Below are 16763 nucleotides of genomic sequence, written 5' to 3' on the forward strand. Positions count from 1 at the left end.
GGCGCGATGGACGGCGCCTACCACGCACCCGGCGACAAGACCGCCTCCCGGCTCGACTTCGCCGGGCGCCCCCTTCCGAGAAGGCCATCAGAACCTGCTTCGGCTCCGGCTACGCAGGCCCCGGCACCAACACCCCGAGCTGACGAGCGAGGAATCATGCAGGAAGCCATCATCCTCGTGGGCGGCAAGGGAACACGCCTGCGCCCGCTGACCAACCACACCCCGAAGCCGCTGCTCGGCGTCGCGGGCACCTCCTTCATCCGGCACCAGATCGCCAAGCTGATGGACGCCGGCGTGGAGCACGTCGTGTTCGCGACCTCGTATCTCGCCAGCCTCTTCGAGACGGAGTTCCGGGACTTCTCCCAGGACCTGGAGATCTCCTACGCCGTCGAGGACGTGCCGCTCGGCACCGGCGGGGCGATCCGCAACGCCGGACGACTGCTGCGCGGCGACTCGGCGGACGCCCCGGTCCTCGTCCTCAACGGCGACATCCTCTCCGGCGTCGGCCTGCCGGCCCTCCTGGAGCACCACGAGACCCGGGAGGCGGATGTGACGCTGCACCTGACCAGGGTCGCCGACCCGCGGGCCTTCGGACTGGTCCCCACCAACGAGGCGGGCCGGGTGCTGTCCTTCCTGGAGAAGCCGAAGACGGCCGAGGAGTGCGTCACCGACCAGATCAACGCCGGCTGCTACGTCTTCCGCAGGTCCGTCCTCGACGCCATCCCGGCCGACCGTGAGGTCTCCGTCGAACAGGAGACCTTCCCGCAGCTCGTCGCCGCGGGCCGACGCGTGTTCGGCCGCACCACCGCCGACTACTGGCGTGACCTGGGCACCCCACTGGCCTTCGTCCACGGCTCCGCCGACCTGGTCACCGGCAAGGCGGGCTCTCCCCTGGTCGGACGACCTGCCGAAGCCCTGATCCACTCCACGGCCGAGGTCCACCCGACCGCCCGGGTCACCGGGGGCTCGACGATCGGCCCGCACGCGGTCATCGGCGCGCACGCGGTCGTCCACCGGTCCATCATCGGCGGGAACGTCACCGTGGCAGAGGGTGCCCAGGTCCACGAGTCCGTCGTGGACCACGACTCCTCCATCGGCAGCGAATCGATTCTTCGCGAGGTCGTGGTGGGCTGCCACAGCCATGTCGGCGCCCAGAACGAGCTCCCTGCCCAGCTACGGCTGACGTGCGGCATCCGCATCCCCGCCCAGGGCGTACGCGTCAGCGGCACGGCCGCCGCCTGCCCGACCGTCCACTGCTGAAGTCCGACACGGCCGTGGACCTCCCGGGGCTCCGACTCCTCGAACGTGAAGTCGCGGAACAGTACGGGGCTACGGTCGTCAACACGCTCCCGCCTTCTGCGCGGACGGCTACTGCCCGGCGGTGATCGGCGGCCACGTGGTCTATCGGGACGACAGCCACATCACGGGCAGCTACGCCGGCTTCCTGGAACCCTTCCTGGAACCGACGTTCAGACAGGCACTGGCGGACTGACGCAAATCGCCTCCCCCTTTCAGTGCACCTCGCCCCGCACCCGCCGGGCCAGCAGCTGCCGCTCGGCGAGCTGGTCGTCCGCCGGGTAGGCGACCTCCTCCAGCGTCAGCCCGTACGGCCGTACGACATGCACGGCACTGTCCCGCACCCGCGCGTCAAGCACCTTCCTCGGCCACTCGACCCCCCGGTGTCCGTCCCCCACGAACAGCAGGGCACCGACCATGGACCGCACCTGGTTGTGGCAGAAGGCATCGGCGCGGACCTCGATCTCGACAATGCCGTCCGACCGCCGAAGCACCCCGAAATCAAGAACCTCGCGAACCGTCGAAGCACCCTCGCGCTTCTTCGCGTAGGCAGCGAAGTCATGCTCCCCGACCAGGGACTTGGCAGCGACGTCCATGATGTCGACGTCCAACTCCCAGTCGTGCCACAACACATGGTTGCGCAGCAACGGATCCACCCCGCCGGGCCGGTCACCGACCCGGTAGACGTAACGCCGCCACAGAGCGGCGAACCGCGCGTTGAACCCGCTCGGCGCCTCAGCGGCCCGCCACACCCGCACGTCCTTGGGAAGCCGCCCGGCAAGCCGCTTGAGCAGCTTCTCCTGATGCTCGCCCCACACCTCCACCGGCAGATCGACATGGGCGACCTGCCCCCGCGCGTGCACCCCGGCGTCGGTACGCCCGGCCACGGTCAGGTCGTACTGGGTGTCCCCGGACCGGGTCACCGTCCGCAGGGCGTCCTCGATCTCCCCCTGTACGGTCCTGCGTCCGCCGGCCTGCCTGGCCCACCCGGAGAACGCGGTGCCGTCGTAGGAAAGGTCCAGCCGCACCCGCACGAACCCGGGCTCTACGTCGTCGCTCACACAGAGATCCTCTCAGCAACACAAAAGCGGGCCCGCCCCGGAAAGGAACGGACCCGCCTTGAGAACGCTTACGCGTCCTTGGACTCCTCGGCCGGAGCCGCGTCCTCGACGACCTCGTCGGACTTGGCCTCGACGGCCTCGTCCTTCTTGAGGGTGTCTTCCTTGACGGCACGCTTGGTCGCCGCCTCGGCCTCACCGGTGGCCTGCTGGGCCACGGTCAGGGCCTCCACCAGCTCGATGACAGCCATGGGCGCGTTGTCGCCACGACGGTTACCGATCTTGGTGATACGGGTGTAACCACCCGGGCGGTTCTCGTAGCGCGGGCCGATCTCGGTGAAGAGCGTGTGCACGATGCTCTTGTCCGTGATGACCTGGAGCACCTGACGGCGGTTGTGAAGGTCGCCCTTCTTCGCCTTGGTGACCAGACGCTCGGCGTACGGACGCAGCCGGCGCGCCTTCGCCTCGGTGGTCGTGATCTTGCCGTGCTCGAAGAGCGACTTCGCGAGGTTCGCAAGAAGCAGCTTCTCGTGCGCGGCACTGCCGCCCAGACGGGCACCCTTGGCGGGCTTCGGCATGATCTTTCTCCTTGTTGTCTGCCCCGGCCGTATCAGGTACCAGAGTCAGTGTCCGAGCGGGCGGTCACCCGTCGGAGATCCGGGCGTCTCTTTCAAGACGCCCGGAAGGTCCGCGCCCCGTGAGGAGCGCGGGGATCTGCGCGACCGGCCGCGGCGGGCCGGCAGCCGAATCAGTACTGCTCGGTCTCCACGAACCCGGCGTCCACGTCGTCGTCGGCGCCGAAGGCGTCGACCGCCGCGGTCGGGTCGAACCCGGGAGGCGAGTCCTTGAGCGCGAGACCCATCCCCGCCAGCTTCGCCTTGACCTCGTCGATGGACTTCGCACCGAAGTTGCGGATGTCCAGCAGATCGGCCTCGGACCGAGCCACGAGCTCACCCACGGAGTGGATGCCCTCACGCTTCAGGCAGTTGTACGACCGAACGGTGAGCTCCAGCTCCTCGATCGGCAGTGCGAGATCAGCGGCGAGGGCGGCGTCCGTCGGGGACGGACCCATGTCGATGCCCTCGGCGTCGATGTTGAGCTCACGGGCAAGCCCGAACAGCTCGACCAGCGTCTTACCGGCGGAAGCCATCGCATCCCGGGGACGCATGGCCTGCTTGGTCTCGACGTCGACGATCAGCTTGTCGAAGTCGGTGCGCTGCTCGACACGCGTGGCCTCGACCTTGTACGTGACCTTGAGAACCGGCGAGTAGATCGAGTCGATCGGAATACGACCGATCTCCTGACCCACCTGCTTGTTCTGCACAGCGGAGACGTAGCCGCGACCGCGCTCGACGGTCAGCTCCACCTCCAGCTTGCCCTTGCCGTTGAGCGTGGCGAGGACCAGGTCGGGGTTGTGCACCTCGACACCGGCCGGCGGCGCGATGTCGGCGGCGGTGACAAGACCGGGCCCCTGCTTGCGCAGGTACATCACGACCGGCTCGTCATGCTCGCTGCTGACGACGAGCTGCTTGATGTTGAGGATGAGGTCGGTGACGTCTTCCTTGACACCCGGCACGGTGGTGAACTCGTGCAGCACGCCGTCGACACGGATGCTGGTGACGGCCGCACCCGGAATCGAGGACAGCAGAGTCCGGCGGAGCGAGTTGCCGAGGGTGTAGCCGAAGCCCGGCTCCAGCGGCTCGATGACGAACCGGGAACGGAATTCGTCAACGACCTCTTCGGTCAGGGACGGGCGCTGAGCAATCAGCATGTGGAAATCCTTCAGTCATGGACACCCGCTATTTGATGCCCGACTAGTACTACAAGGGTACGGGCGATACGGCTCCAAGGAGCCATACCGCCCGAAACCTCAAACCGGCAAACGCCCGTGCGTCAGACGCGACGGCGCTTGGGCGGACGGCAACCGTTGTGCGGGGTGGGGGTGACGTCCTGGATGGAGCCGACCTCAAGACCGGTGGCCTGGAGCGAACGGATCGCGGTCTCACGACCCGAACCCGGACCCTTCACAAACACATCAACCTTGCGCATGCCGTGCTCCTGCGCGCGGCGGGCGGCCGACTCGGCGGCCATCTGCGCGGCGAAGGGGGTGGACTTGCGCGAGCCCTTGAAGCCGACGTGGCCGGCGGAGGCCCAGGAGATCACGTTGCCCGCGGGGTCCGTGATCGAGACGATGGTGTTGTTGAACGTGCTCTTGATGTGGGCGTGCCCGTGAGCGACGTTCTTCTTTTCCTTGCGGCGCACCTTCTTGGCAGCGCCCTGACGACCCTTGGGGGGCATCTAAATCTCCTACAGGGAGGTGGTCGGTCCTACAGCGAAGACCGCTGATGAAGCGTTGTCCGCTGAGGACTACTTCTTGCCCGGCTTCTTCTTGCCGGCGATGGCGCGACGCGGGCCCTTGCGGGTACGAGCGTTCGTGCTGGTGCGCTGACCGTGGACGGGCAGGCCACGGCGGTGGCGAATACCCTGGTAGCAGCCGATCTCGATCTTCCGGCGGATGTCGCCCTGGATCTCGCGACGGAGGTCACCCTCGGTCTTGATGTTGGCGTCCACGTACTCGCGGATCGCGACGAGCTGCTCCTCGGAGAGGTCCCGAACACGGGTGTTCGGGTCGATGCCCGTCTCCGCCAGCGTCAGCTGGGAAAGGGTCCGGCCAATGCCGAACACGTAGGTGAGGGCGACCTCCACACGCTTTTCGCGCGGGATGTCAACACCGGAAACGCGTGCCATTCAATGGCTCCAGTTGTCGTTCGGAGGTCTTCCACAAGGCCGTTTCCCAGCCGCCGTATGAGGTACGAACTGGGTCCCCGGCCTCCGACCGGGGGTATCAGGTCTCTTGGAACTCCAGACCTGGGCCCTGCGTATGAACATGTACTGCTCGCGTCGCGCGAATTTCTGCGGGTGCAGAAGGTCGGTCGTGCGTCAGCCCTGGCGCTGCTTGTGGCGCGGGTTCTCGCAGATGACCATGACCCGACCGTGACGGCGGATCACCCTGCACTTGTCGCAGATCTTCTTGACGCTCGGCTTGACCTTCATGGGGTGAGGTTCTCCGGGTCAGTGCCCCACGCCAGGTGCGGACGAAGGGCGAGAATAAAGATCTACTTGTGTCGTTGGAGCTCTCCCCCCGATCCGACTGACTGACTGATTAACTGTCTGCCTGCCTGATCGGAAAGAAGCTCTCCTGGATCGCTCCGGAGAGTTTGACAGGTGGAACAAGATCCTGTCCGACGACGACCCTCCCGGCCGCCGGGGCGAGTTCGGGACCCGCCCAAGCTCACTTGTACCGGTAGACGATCCGGCCGCGAGTCAGGTCGTACGGAGACAGCTCCACCACGACCCGGTCGTCAGGGAGGATACGGATGTAGTGCATCCGCATCTTGCCGCTGATGTGTGCCAGGACCTGGTGGCCGTTCTGGAGCTCAACCTTGAACATCGCGTTCGGAAGAGACTCGACGACAGTGCCCTCGATCTCGATGGCACCTTGCTTCTTGGCCACGCTTCGCCCTTCGAATCGACTACCTTGATCGACTCTGCTGCACTCCCCCAGAGGGGCGCATGCGGACATGCGGGTGCACGAGAGCCGACGAGTCAGTCTACGTCAGCACACCCGGAAAGACGAATCGAGGAAGAATGCCCCACCCCCGTGATCCTTAACCAGAACAACCCCCCAGACCCCCCAAAAACGAAGCACATGGCAGGGCAAAACCCGGGCCAGGGGCGCATCCCCGGTCGGGGCGCAGGGCCAGACCCGGTCGGGGCGCAGGCCCCGGGCCCAAGCGGGTGCATGGGCCGCAGCCCCCGCCGGGGGCGAATAGGGCGCAGCCCCGCCGGCCCGGGACCCACCCCCCGTGGAGACACAGTCCCCGCCTGGGTGCAGAAGGCACACCCCCGCCCGGAACGGCAGGTTACAGAGCCCCGCCGGGGTCGAAGAGGCCGCAAGCGCACGAGACCCAGCCCCCACCCGGGGCACAGGGGACACCGTCCCCACCCGGGGCGCAGGGGCGCAACCCGAGCCACAGGCCACGCCCGCCCGGGGTACAGGGGCGAAGCCCCACCGAAGACCCGAACCGCAACCCCCACCGGGGCGCAGGGGCGCAACCCGAGCCACAGGCCACGCCCAAGCGGGGTGCAGGGGACGCAGTCCCCGCCCGGGGTACAGGGGGCTGCGCCCCCTGGCCGGGGTCGAAGGGGCGGAGCCCCTGGGGATGGGACGGGTAGGGGCGGCGGGGGCGAAGAACCTACGCCAGCGGATCCGGCGCCGCAGTCACCCCAAGCTCAGCCAACTTCGCCGCCCCCCCGTCGGGAGACGTAAGCACCAACGGCCCCGCCTCCGTCAACGCCACAGAATGCTCCCAGTGCGACGACCACGTCCCGTCCGTCGTGATGACCGTCCAGTCGTCCGCGAGCACCTCGGTCTTCGGCGTACCCAGCGACACCATCGGCTCGATCGCGAGACAGAACCCGGGAACCAGCTTCGGCCCCTTCCCCCGCCTGCGCTCGACGTAGTTCAGCAGATGCGGGTCCATGTGCATCTCGGTCCCGATGCCGTGCCCGCCGTAGTCCTCGACGATCCCGTACCGCCCGCCACCCGCCTTGGGCTGACGCCGGATGTACGTCTCGATCGCACGCGAGATGTCGACCAGCCGGTTCCCCAGCTTCATCGCGGCGATCCCCGCCCACATCGACTCCTCCGTCACCCGCGACAGCTCGATCAGCTCCGGAGCATGCCCCGACCCCACGAACGCCGTGTACGCCGCGTCCCCGTGCCAGCCGTCGACGATCGCGCCGCAGTCGATGGAGATGATGTCGCCGTCCTTCAGCACGACCTCGTCGGACGGGATGCCGTGGACCACGACCTCGTTCACGGACGTGCAGATGGTCGCCGGGAACCCGCCATACCCCAGGAAGTTCGGCTTCGCGCCGTGATCCGCAAGCACCTTCCGCGCGACCTGGTCCAGATCCTTCGTAGTGGCGCCCGGCACGGCCGCCTCACGAGTGGCCGCGTGGATGGCGGCGACGACAAGCCCCGCCTCGCGCATCTTGGCGATCTGCTCGGGGGTCTTGATCTGCACCATGGGAACTACGGCCTTTCCTGAACCGACCAGTCGGGGAAGCGAACGAACACACAACAGCCAAGGAACCAACAAGCCAGGGAACCAACGACCCAACGATACGGCGCCCCACCCCAACGCAGCAGCCGCGGTCCCCTGGCAGGAAACCGCGGCTGACCGACGTAAAGCCAACGAACTAAACGAACTGACGGAGCTACTCGCCCTCGCCGTCACCCTTGAGCGCGGCCATCGCCTTGCCCGTGACGTCCTCCACCTTGCCCAGCGCCGAGATCGTCACCACGAGGCCCTGGGCCTTGTAGTAGTCGATGATCGGCTCGGTCTGGGTGTGGTAGACCTCCAGCCGCTTGCGGACCGTCTCCTCGGAGTCGTCGTCCCGCTGGTACAGCTCGCCGCCGCAGACGTCACAGACGCCCTCGGCCTTCGGCGGCTGGTACGTCACGTGGAAGACGTGCGCCGAGTCGTTACGGCAGATGCGGCGGCCGGCGATGCGCTTGACCACCTCGTCCTCGGGGACCTCCAGGTCGAGGACCGCGTCCAGCTTCATGGACTCGGCCTTGAGCATCTCGTCCAGCGCCTCGGCCTGCGAGACGTTCCGCGGGAAGCCGTCCAGCAGGAAGCCGTTCACCGCGTCGGGCTGCTCCATGCGGTCCTTGGCCATGGCGATCGTGACCTCGTCCGGCACCAGGTTGCCCGCGTCCATGTAGGACTTCGCGAGTTTCCCGAGATCCGTCTGCTTGCTGATGTTGGCCCGGAAGAGGTCGCCCGTGGAGATGTGCGGGATCGACAGGTTCTTGGCGAGGAACGCGGCCTGCGTTCCCTTCCCGGCACCAGGCGGCCCGACGAGGACGATTCGCATCAGCGGAGGAACCCTTCGTAATTGCGCTGCTGGAGCTGGCTCTCAATCTGCTTCACGGTCTCAAGACCGACACCCACGATGATCAGGATGCTGGTCCCGCCGAACGGGAAGTTCTGGTTTGCTTGGAAACCAATCAACGCCATTGTCGGTACGAGAGCGATCAGACCCAGGTACAGCGAACCCGGCCAGGTGATCCGGTTGAGTACGTAGCTCAGGTACTCAGCAGTCGGCCGGCCAGCCCGGATGCCCGGGATGAAGCCACCATACTTCTTCATGTTGTCGGCTACTTCTTCGGGGTTGAAGGAGATGGCGACGTAGAAGAACGCGAAGAACACGATCAGTGTGAAGTAGGTGACGATGTAAATCGGGTGGTCACCCTTGGTCAGGTTCTGCTCGATCCACGTCTTCCAGCTGGAGTTCCCGCCGGAGAACTGCGCGACCAGCGCAGGAATGTAGAGGAGCGAGGAGGCAAAGATCACAGGGATGATGCCGGCCTGGTTGACCTTGAGCGGGATGTACGTCGATGTGCCGCCGTAGGACCGGCGGCCGATCATGCGCTTCGCGTACTGGACCGGAATGCGGCGCTGAGCCTGCTCGACGAAGACCACCAGCGCGACCATGACGAGACCGACGGCGATGACCGTGCCGAACTCGATCCAGCCGTCCGCCAGGTCGCCCTGGGTCTTGATGGCCCACAGCGCCGACGGGAAGGTGGCGGCGATCGAGATGAACATCAGGATGGACATGCCGTTGCCGATGCCGCGGTCGGTGATGAGCTCACCGAGCCACATGACCATGGCGGTACCGGCGGTCATGGTGATGACCATCGTGATGGTCACGAAGATCGACTGGTCCGGGACGATCTCGCTGGCGACCTGGCAGCCGCTGAAGAGCGCACCGCTGCGCGCGGTGGCGACCAGGCCGGTGCCCTGGAGGATGGCGAGAGCCACCGTCAGGTAACGGGTGTACTGCGTGATCTTCGCTGTGCCCGCCTGGCCCTCCTTCTTGAGGGCTTCCAGACGCGGGATCACCACCGTCAGCAGCTGCAGGATGATGCTCGCCGTGATGTACGGCATGATGCCCAGCGCGAAGATCGTGATCTGCAGCAGTGCCCCGCCGCTGAACATGTTGACCAGACCGAACAGGCCCTGGCTTCCGCCCTTCGCGACGTCGATACACGTCTGGACGTTCTGGTAGTCGACACCTGGGATCGGGATGTGCGTGCCCACCCGATAGACCACGATGATGCCGAGCGTGAAGAGCAGCTTCTTGCGCAGGTCGGGCGTCTTGAACGCCCGGGCGAACGCGGTGAGCACGGTGCCTCCTGCGACCCCCGCGCTACTGCGTAGAGGTGACGGTTTTGAGGTTCGACGAATACGTTGACAGATAACTAACAGCCGAGAGGGGTCCGGAGTTCCTCATGAACACAGCGGACTCAACTTGACAGTGCTGGCCACCTTACCGGCGACCAAGCGTCCTAGGAACGACCAACCGGGGATACCCCATTTGTGGGGTATCCCCGGTAGGGATCGCTCAAGTCATCGAGACGCCTGTGGTGTTCAGAGCAGCTCGGTGACGGTACCGCCGGCGGCGGTGATCTTCTCCTTGGCGGAGCCGGAGACGGCGTCGACCGTCACCTGCAGTGCCACGGAGATCTCGCCCTGGCCGAGGACCTTGACGAGGCTGTTCTTGCGAACCGCACCGTTGGCGACGAGCCCCTCGACGGTGACTTCGCCACCCTCCGGGTACAGCGACGCCAGCTTGTCGAGGTTCACGACCTGGTACTCGGTCTTGAACGGGTTCTTGAAGCCCTTGAGCTTCGGGAGACGCATGTGGAGGGGCATCTGCCCACCCTCGAAGCGCTCCGGAACCTGGTAACGGGCCTTGGTGCCCTTGGTACCACGTCCAGCCGTCTTACCCTTCGACGCCTCACCACGACCCACACGGGTCTTGGCGGTCTTGGCGCCCGGGGCAGGACGGAGGTTGTGGATCTTGAGCGGGTTGTTCTCCGCCATGATCAGTCGACCTCCTCAACCGTCACGAGGTGGCGGACGGTGTGAACCATTCCGCGGAACTCGGGGCGGTCCTCCTTGACGACCACGGTGTTGATCCCCTTGAGACCAAGGGACCGCAGGGTGTCACGGTGGTTCTGCTTGCTGCCGATGTACGACTTCGTCTGCGTGACCTTGAGGCGAGCCATTACGCACCCGCTCCCGCACGCGCACGGAGCAGAGCCGCGGGGGCGACGTCCTCGAGGGGCAGACCGCGGCGGGCCGCGATCTCCTCGGGACGCTGCAGGCCCTTGAGGGCCGCCACGGTCGCGTGCACGATGTTGATCGCGTTGGACGAGCCGAGCGACTTCGACAGGATGTCGTGAACGCCGGCGCACTCCAGGACAGCACGCACCGGGCCACCGGCGATAACGCCGGTACCGGGGGAAGCAGGCTTGAGCAGGACGACGCCCGCGGCCTTCTCGCCCGTGATCGGGTGCGGGATGGTGCCCTGGATACGGGGGACCTTGAAGAAGTGCTTCTTGGCCTCTTCAACACCCTTGGCGATCGCGGCCGGCACCTCCTTGGCCTTGCCGTAACCGACACCGACGGTGCCATCGCCATCGCCCACTACGACGAGCGCAGTGAAGCTGAAGCGACGACCACCCTTCACAACCTTGGCGACGCGGTTGATCGCGACAACGCGCTCAACGTACGCGGTCTTCTCGGCGGCAGCAGCGCCGCCGTCACGGCCCTTCCGGTCCCGCCGCTCGCCGCCACCGGCACCGCTTCCGCGGCGCTGGGGTCCAGCCATTGGATTACCTCTCTCTTTTTCCGCTAGCTACGCTGCGCCGCGGCACAAGGCCGCAAGCGCGACGGGCGGCTCAGAACTTGAGCCCGGCTTCGCGGGCGGCGTCGGCCAGGGCGGCGATACGCCCGGCGTACCGGCTGCCACCACGGTCGAACACGACGGCCTCGACACCGGCGGCCTTGGCGCGCTCGGCGACGAGTGCGCCGACCTTGCCGGCCTGCGCCGACTTGTCTTCGCCCTCGTTACCGCGGATCGAGGCGTCCAGGGTCGACGCCGACGCCAGGGTGTGACCCTTGATGTCGTCGATGACCTGGGCCACGATGTGGCGGTTCGAGCGGGTTACCACCAGGCGGGGACGCTCACCCGTTCCGTTGACCTTCTTACGGATCCGGATGTGACGACGCTTGATGGCAGCACGCTTGTAAGCGTCGCCCTTAGCGATCTTCGTACCGTATGCCATGGCTTACTTACCCGCCTTTCCGACCTTGCGCCGGATGACTTCGCCCTCGTACTTGACACCCTTGGCCTTGTACGGGTCGGGCTTGCGCAGCTTGCGGATGTTGGCCGCAACCTCGCCGACCTTCTGCTTGTCGATTCCCTCGACAGAGAAGCGGGTCGGGTTCTCGACCTTGAACGAGATGCCCTCGGGCGCCTCGACGGTGATCGAGTGGCTGTAGCCGAGCGCGAACTCGAGGTTCGAGCCCTTCGCCGCCACGCGGTAACCGACACCGCTGATCTCGAGCTTCTTCACGTAACCCTGGGTCACGCCGGTGATCATGTTCGCCACCAGCGTGCGGGACAGGCCGTGCAGGGCCTTGTTCTGACGCTCGTCGTTGGGGCGGGTGACGTTGAGAACGCCGTCCTCACCCTTGGCGATGTCGATCGGCGCAGCGACGGTGTGGGAGAGGGTGCCCTTGGGGCCCTTCACCTGGACCGTACGGCCGTCGATGGTGACGTCCACGCCGGCGGGAACCGTGATGGGGAGCTTGCCAATACGCGACATAGCTGTTTCCTCCGTTCCCTTCTACCAGACGTAGGCGAGGACTTCTCCGCCTACGCCCTTCTTGCCGGCCTGCTTGTCGGTGAGGAGACCGTGGGACGTGGAGATGATCGCCACGCCCAGGCCGCCGAGCACCTTCGGCAGGTTGGTGGACTTCGCGTAAACCCGGAGACCGGGCTTGGAGATCCGCTTGATGCCCGCGATGGAGCGCTCACGGTTCGGACCGAACTTCAGCTCGAGGACGAGCTTCTTGCCGACCTCGGCGTCCTCGACCTTCCAGCCCGTGATGAAGCCCTCCTGCTGGAGGATCTCCGCGATGTGAGACTTGATCTTGCTGTGCGGCATCGCGACGTCGTCGTGGTATGCCGAGTTCGCGTTACGCAGACGAGTCAGCATGTCCGCGATCGGATCAGTCATGGTCATGAATTGGCCTTCGGCCTCTCTCGCCGGGGTTTCCTGGATGCGCCATCCCTCTCCCCACTCACTCAGTGGCGGGACGGGTGCGGTGCGGGGGACCTACGGCGTAGTAAGTCGTACGGGCGGCAATCAGGCGCCCAACCCTCCAAGCCTAAGCCATGAAAGGGTGGGCGCCTGACACGCCCATTGCTTACCGAGAGCTTCGGGAATCCCTGGAAAACAGGGACTACCAGGAGCTCTTGGTCACGCCCGGCAGCTCGCCACGGTGAGCCATCTCACGAAGGCACACGCGGCAGAGGCCGAACTTGCGGTACACGGAGTGCGGACGGCCACAGCGCTGGCAGCGCGTGTAACCCCGTACAGCGAACTTGGGCTTACGAGCAGCCTTGGCAATCAGAGCCTTCTTCGCCATCTCGCTTACGCCTCCTTGAAGGGGAAGCCGAGGTGACGGAGGAGCGCGCGGCCCTCAGCGTCGTTGGTCGCCGTGGTCACCACGGTGATGTCCATACCCCGGGTGCGGTCGATCTTGTCCTGGTCGATCTCGTGGAACATGACCTGCTCGGTGAGACCGAAGGTGTAGTTGCCACGGCCGTCGAACTGCTTGGGAGACAGACCACGGAAGTCGCGGATGCGCGGCAGCGCGAGCGACAGGGTGCGGTCCAGGAACTCCCACATGCGGTCGCCACGGAGCGTGACGTGGGCACCGATCGGCTGACCCTCACGCAGCTTGAACTGCGCGATGGACTTGCGGGCCTTGGTGACGGCCGGCTTCTGACCGGTGATCGTGGTGAGGTCGCGGATGGCGCCCTCGATCAGCTTGGAGTCGCGGGCGGCGTCGCCCACACCCATGTTGACCACGATCTTGACGAGGCCGGGGATCTGCATGACGTTCTCGTAGGAGAACTCCTCACGCAGCTTGCCCGCGATGTCCTCGCGGTACTTCGTCTTGAGACGCGGAGTCGTGGTGGTAGTCATCAGATGTCCTCACCCGTCCGCTTGGCAACGCGGATCTTGTTGCCCTCGTCGTCGAAGCGGTAACCGACACGCGTGACAACCTTGTTGCCGTCCTTCTCAACGACCAGCTGGACGTTGGAGACGTGGACGGGCGCCTCGGTCGTGACGATGCCGCCGGCCTGCGAACCGCGAGCGGTCGGGCCGGCCTTGGTGTGCTTCTTGACCCGGTTGACACCCTCGACCAGGACGCGGTCCTCACGGGGGAAGGCCGCGATGACCTTGCCCTGCTTGCCCTTGTCCTTACCGGTGATGACCTGAACCAGGTCGCCCTTCTTGATCTTCATGCTTACAGCACCTCCGGCGCGAGCGAGATGATCTTCATGAACTTCTTCTCGCGCAGCTCCCGGCCCACCGGGCCGAAGATACGGGTGCCACGAGGGTCGCCGTCGTTCTTGAGAACAACGGCGGCGTTCTCGTCGAAGCGGATGTACGAGCCGTCGGGACGGCGGCGCTCCTTGACGGTGCGAACGATGACCGCCTTGATGACGTCACCCTTCTTCACGTTGCCGCCGGGGATCGCGTCCTTGACGGTGGCGACGATGACGTCGCCGATGCCCGCGTAGCGGCGACCGGAGCCACCGAGGACACGGATGCAAAGGATTTCCTTCGCACCAGTGTTGTCGGCGACACGCAGTCGCGACTCCTGCTGGATCACGTCTATCTCCTGATTGTCTGCCGGTTCCCGGCGAGCTCCGCAGGTGTTGTCCTACGGAGCTCACCGAGCCTGGCGGAACTTCCCTGCGAGGATGCCCGCAGGAGGACTTACTTGGCCTTCTCGAGGATCTCGACGATGCGCCAGCGCTTCGTCGAGGACAGCGGACGGGTCTCCATGATGATGACCCGGTCGCCGACGCCGGCGGCGTTCTGCTCGTCGTGAGCCTTGAGCTTGTTCGTACGACGGATGACCTTGCCGTACAGCGCGTGCTTGACGCGGTCCTCGACGGCGACGACGACGGTCTTGTCCATCTTGTCGCTGACGACCAGACCCTCACGGGTCTTGCGGAAACCGCGGCTCGTCTTGGTCTCTTCAGTCACGTTGCTCTCGCTCATCAGGCGCTCTCCACCGTTTCGATGCCCAGCTCGCGCTCACGCATCAGGGTGTAGATCCGCGCGATGTCCTTACGGACGGCCTTGAGCCGACCGTGGTTCTCGAGCTGACCGGTCGCCGCCTGGAAGCGGAGGTTGAACAGCTCTTCCTTGGCTTCGCGGAGCTTGTTGAGAAGCTCCTCGTCACCCAGTTCGCGCAGCTCGGACGCCTTGGTACCGGCCGACATCACGCTTCACCTGCCTCGCGCTTGACGATCCGGCACTTCATCGGCAGCTTGTGGGCTGCGCGAGTGAGGGCCTCACGAGCGATCTTCTCGTTGGGGTATGACAGTTCGAACATGACCCGGCCCGGGTGCACGTTCGCGATCCACCACTCGGGAGAACCCTTACCGGAACCCATGCGGGTCTCGGCAGGCTTCTTCGTGAGGGGGCGGTCCGGGTAGATGTTGATCCAGACCTTGCCGCCACGCTTGATGTGGCGGGTCATCGCGATACGGGCGGCCTCGATCTGGCGGTTCGTCACGTACGCCGGCGTGACGGCCTGAATGCCGTACTCGCCGAACGAAACCTGCGTACCGCCCTTGGACATGCCGCGACGCTTCGGGTGGTGCTGCTTGCGGTGCTTGACCCTACGGGGGATCAGCATTTCGGTCAGGCCTCCGTTCCGGTGCTTTCAGCAGCCGGAGCGGCAGCCGCCGGAGCCTCGGCCTTGGGGGCCTCGGCAGCGGGAGCCTGCTGCGGCTTGCGGCCACGGCCGCCACGCTCGCCACCACGGCCACCACCACGGGCCGGACGGTCGGCACCGCCACCGGCACCACCGCGGGCCGGGCGGTTACCCGCACGGGCAGCGGCGTTCTCGGCGCGGACCTCGGCGATGTTCTTGACGTCGCCCTTGTAGATCCAGACCTTCACACCGATACGGCCGAAGGTCGTCTTGGCCTCGAAGAAGCCGTAGTCGACGTTCGCGCGGAGCGTGTGCAGGGGCACACGGCCCTCGCGGTAGAACTCCGAGCGGGACATCTCGGCGCCGCCGAGACGGCCACCGCACTGGATCTTGATGCCCTTGGCGCCGGCCTTCATCGTCGACTGCATGCTCTTACGCATGGCCCGACGGAAGGAGACGCGGGAGGACAGCTGCTCGGCAACGGCCTGAGCGACCAGCTGAGCGTCGAGCTCGGGGTTCTTGACCTCGAGGATGTTGAGCTGGACCTGCTTCTTGGTCAGCTTCTCCAGGTCGCCGCGAATACGGTCGGCCTCGGCGCCGCGGCGACCGATGACGATGCCCGGACGCGCGGTGTGGATGTCGACGCGGACGCGGTCACGGGTGCGCTCGATCTCGACCTTCGAGATGCCGGCGCGCTCCATGCCGGACGTCATCATCCGACGGATGGCGACGTCTTCACCGACGTAGTCCTTGTACAGCTTGTCGGCGTACCAACGCGACTTGAAGTCGGTGGTGATGCCGAGTCGGAACCCGTGCGGGTTTACCTTCTGGCCCATTACCGGGAACCTTCCTTGCTGCTGACGACCACGGTGATGTGGCTGGTCCGCTTGCGGATCCGGTAGGCGCGGCCCTGGGCACGCGGACGGAACCGCTTCAGGGTCGGACCCTCGTCGACGTACGCCTCAGTGATGACGAGGCTGTCGGCGTCGGTGTGGTCGTAGTTGTGTGCGGCGTTGGCGATGGCGCTGTCAAGCACCTTGCCGACCGGCACGCTCGCGGCCTGCGGGGCGAAACGCAGGACCGCCTGAGCCTCCGTGGCATCCATGCCACGGATAAGGTCCACCACGCGGCGGGCCTTCATGGGCGTGACGCGGATGTACCGCGCCTGGGCCCTGGCTTCCATGGTTGTCCTTCCAGTGTCTGTCATGGTCGATTCCACCCCGCGTTAGCGGCGCTTCGACTTCCGGTCGTCCTTGACGTGACCCCGGAAGGTGCGCGTCGGCGAGAACTCGCCGAGCTTGTGGCCGACCATCGACTCGGTGACAAACACCGGAATGTGGGTCTTGCCGTTGTGCACCGCGATGGTGTGGCCCAGCATGGCCGGGATGATCATCGAGCGACGGGACCAGGTCTTGATGACGTTCTTGGTACCGGCTTCGTTCTGTACGTCCACCTTCTTGATGAGGTGTCCGTCGACGAAGGGTCCCTTCTTGAGACTACGCGGCATCTAAACCCGCTC

At 65.9% G+C, this 16763-nt stretch carries 27 protein-coding genes and 1 pseudogene; 2 read left to right on the forward strand and 26 right to left on the reverse strand.

What is annotated here, in order from left to right:
• Positions 1-156: 156 nt before the first annotated feature.
• Positions 157-1260: an NDP-sugar synthase gene (locus PV734_RS13930; protein WP_319090698.1), complete on the forward strand. Its 1104-nt coding sequence runs from the start codon at positions 157-159 to the stop codon at positions 1258-1260.
• Positions 1261-1357: 97 nt separating this feature from the next.
• Positions 1358-1492, forward strand: a pseudogene (locus PV734_RS45805) (hypothetical protein); the annotation flags it as partial.
• Positions 1493-1511: 19 nt separating this feature from the next.
• Here PV734_RS45805 and truA read toward each other — a convergent pair.
• From truA to rpsS, 26 genes are all read right to left on the reverse strand, one after another.
• Entirely contained in the window at positions 1512-2357 is an 846-nt protein-coding gene (gene truA / locus PV734_RS13935; protein ID WP_319090387.1) for a tRNA pseudouridine(38-40) synthase TruA, read from the reverse strand.
• Positions 2358-2425: 68 nt separating this feature from the next.
• Positions 2426-2932: a 50S ribosomal protein L17 gene (gene rplQ, locus PV734_RS13940; protein ID WP_319090388.1), complete on the reverse strand. Its 507-nt coding sequence runs from the start codon at positions 2930-2932 to the stop codon at positions 2426-2428.
• 170 nt (positions 2933-3102) lie between these two features.
• Positions 3103-4125 carry a DNA-directed RNA polymerase subunit alpha gene (locus PV734_RS13945; RefSeq protein WP_319090389.1) on the reverse strand — a complete coding sequence of 341 codons (1023 nt, stop codon included), beginning with the start codon at positions 4123-4125 and terminating at the stop codon, positions 3103-3105.
• A gap of 122 nt (positions 4126-4247) precedes the next feature.
• The gene (rpsK, locus tag PV734_RS13950) at positions 4248-4652 is read right to left on the reverse strand and encodes a 30S ribosomal protein S11 (RefSeq protein ID WP_006376016.1); all 405 of its coding nucleotides are present in this window, start codon (positions 4650-4652) and stop codon (positions 4248-4250) included.
• Positions 4653-4721: 69 nt separating this feature from the next.
• The gene (gene rpsM, locus PV734_RS13955; protein WP_006376031.1) at positions 4722-5102 is read right to left on the reverse strand and encodes a 30S ribosomal protein S13; all 381 of its coding nucleotides are present in this window, start codon (positions 5100-5102) and stop codon (positions 4722-4724) included.
• Between the two features lie 192 nt (positions 5103-5294).
• Complete coding sequence (gene rpmJ / locus PV734_RS13960) at positions 5295-5408, reverse strand: 50S ribosomal protein L36 (protein WP_003998809.1); 114 nt, start codon at positions 5406-5408, stop codon at positions 5295-5297.
• Positions 5409-5646: 238 nt separating this feature from the next.
• On the reverse strand, positions 5647-5868 hold the full coding sequence (gene infA / locus PV734_RS13965) for a translation initiation factor IF-1 (protein WP_003948620.1): 222 nt from the start codon (positions 5866-5868) through the stop codon (positions 5647-5649).
• A gap of 742 nt (positions 5869-6610) precedes the next feature.
• Positions 6611-7447, reverse strand: coding sequence for a type I methionyl aminopeptidase (map, locus tag PV734_RS13970; protein ID WP_319090390.1), 837 nt, complete (start codon positions 7445-7447; stop codon positions 6611-6613).
• A 190-nt stretch (positions 7448-7637) separates the two neighbouring features.
• Positions 7638-8300 carry an adenylate kinase gene (locus PV734_RS13975; protein ID WP_319090391.1) on the reverse strand — a complete coding sequence of 221 codons (663 nt, stop codon included), beginning with the start codon at positions 8298-8300 and terminating at the stop codon, positions 7638-7640.
• Complete coding sequence (gene secY / locus PV734_RS13980; protein WP_319090392.1) at positions 8300-9616, reverse strand: preprotein translocase subunit SecY; 1317 nt, start codon at positions 9614-9616, stop codon at positions 8300-8302. The genes PV734_RS13975 and secY overlap by 1 nt, the downstream gene beginning before the upstream one ends.
• Before the next feature lie 243 nt (positions 9617-9859).
• Entirely contained in the window at positions 9860-10315 is a 456-nt protein-coding gene (gene rplO / locus PV734_RS13985; protein WP_319090393.1) for a 50S ribosomal protein L15, read from the reverse strand.
• A gap of 2 nt (positions 10316-10317) precedes the next feature.
• Positions 10318-10500, reverse strand: a complete 183-nt coding sequence (gene rpmD / locus PV734_RS13990) for a 50S ribosomal protein L30 (protein WP_006376032.1) — start codon at positions 10498-10500, stop codon at positions 10318-10320.
• Positions 10500-11105: a 30S ribosomal protein S5 gene (rpsE, locus tag PV734_RS13995; protein WP_006376045.1), complete on the reverse strand. Its 606-nt coding sequence runs from the start codon at positions 11103-11105 to the stop codon at positions 10500-10502. Before rpsE ends, rpmD begins: the two co-directional genes overlap by 1 nt.
• 70 nt (positions 11106-11175) lie before the next feature.
• Positions 11176-11562: a 50S ribosomal protein L18 gene (rplR, locus tag PV734_RS14000; protein ID WP_319090394.1), complete on the reverse strand. Its 387-nt coding sequence runs from the start codon at positions 11560-11562 to the stop codon at positions 11176-11178.
• Positions 11563-11565: 3 nt separating this feature from the next.
• A complete protein-coding gene (gene rplF, locus PV734_RS14005) occupies positions 11566-12105 on the reverse strand; it encodes a 50S ribosomal protein L6 (RefSeq protein ID WP_319090395.1) in 540 nt (179 codons plus the stop codon).
• A gap of 21 nt (positions 12106-12126) precedes the next feature.
• Positions 12127-12525, reverse strand: coding sequence for a 30S ribosomal protein S8 (rpsH, locus tag PV734_RS14010; protein WP_006376041.1), 399 nt, complete (start codon positions 12523-12525; stop codon positions 12127-12129).
• 220 nt (positions 12526-12745) lie between these two features.
• Positions 12746-12931, reverse strand: coding sequence for a type Z 30S ribosomal protein S14 (locus PV734_RS14015; RefSeq protein WP_049567381.1), 186 nt, complete (start codon positions 12929-12931; stop codon positions 12746-12748).
• A gap of 5 nt (positions 12932-12936) precedes the next feature.
• Positions 12937-13494 carry a 50S ribosomal protein L5 gene (rplE, locus tag PV734_RS14020; RefSeq protein ID WP_006376054.1) on the reverse strand — a complete coding sequence of 186 codons (558 nt, stop codon included), beginning with the start codon at positions 13492-13494 and terminating at the stop codon, positions 12937-12939.
• Positions 13494-13817, reverse strand: a complete 324-nt coding sequence (rplX, locus tag PV734_RS14025; protein ID WP_052839850.1) for a 50S ribosomal protein L24 — start codon at positions 13815-13817, stop codon at positions 13494-13496. The genes rplE and rplX overlap by 1 nt, the downstream gene beginning before the upstream one ends.
• 2 nt (positions 13818-13819) lie before the next feature.
• Positions 13820-14188 carry a 50S ribosomal protein L14 gene (gene rplN, locus PV734_RS14030; RefSeq protein WP_006376015.1) on the reverse strand — a complete coding sequence of 123 codons (369 nt, stop codon included), beginning with the start codon at positions 14186-14188 and terminating at the stop codon, positions 13820-13822.
• Positions 14189-14295: 107 nt separating this feature from the next.
• On the reverse strand, positions 14296-14583 hold the full coding sequence (rpsQ, locus tag PV734_RS14035; RefSeq protein ID WP_319090396.1) for a 30S ribosomal protein S17: 288 nt from the start codon (positions 14581-14583) through the stop codon (positions 14296-14298).
• Entirely contained in the window at positions 14583-14807 is a 225-nt protein-coding gene (gene rpmC / locus PV734_RS14040) for a 50S ribosomal protein L29 (protein ID WP_005481220.1), read from the reverse strand. Before rpmC ends, rpsQ begins: the two co-directional genes overlap by 1 nt.
• Positions 14807-15226 carry a 50S ribosomal protein L16 gene (rplP, locus tag PV734_RS14045; RefSeq protein WP_319090397.1) on the reverse strand — a complete coding sequence of 140 codons (420 nt, stop codon included), beginning with the start codon at positions 15224-15226 and terminating at the stop codon, positions 14807-14809. The genes rpmC and rplP overlap by 1 nt, the downstream gene beginning before the upstream one ends.
• Positions 15227-15231: 5 nt before the next feature.
• Positions 15232-16080 carry a 30S ribosomal protein S3 gene (gene rpsC / locus PV734_RS14050; protein WP_319090398.1) on the reverse strand — a complete coding sequence of 283 codons (849 nt, stop codon included), beginning with the start codon at positions 16078-16080 and terminating at the stop codon, positions 15232-15234.
• A complete protein-coding gene (gene rplV / locus PV734_RS14055; RefSeq protein WP_006376023.1) occupies positions 16080-16427 on the reverse strand; it encodes a 50S ribosomal protein L22 in 348 nt (115 codons plus the stop codon). Before rplV ends, rpsC begins: the two co-directional genes overlap by 1 nt.
• Positions 16428-16469: 42 nt before the next feature.
• A complete protein-coding gene (rpsS, locus tag PV734_RS14060; protein ID WP_013001415.1) occupies positions 16470-16751 on the reverse strand; it encodes a 30S ribosomal protein S19 in 282 nt (93 codons plus the stop codon).
• Positions 16752-16763 lie beyond the last annotated feature (12 nt).

It is taken from the genome of Streptomyces sp. AK08-02 (assembly GCF_033795085.1).
GTDB classification, from domain to species: domain Bacteria; phylum Actinomycetota; class Actinomycetes; order Streptomycetales; family Streptomycetaceae; genus Streptomyces; species Streptomyces echiniscabiei.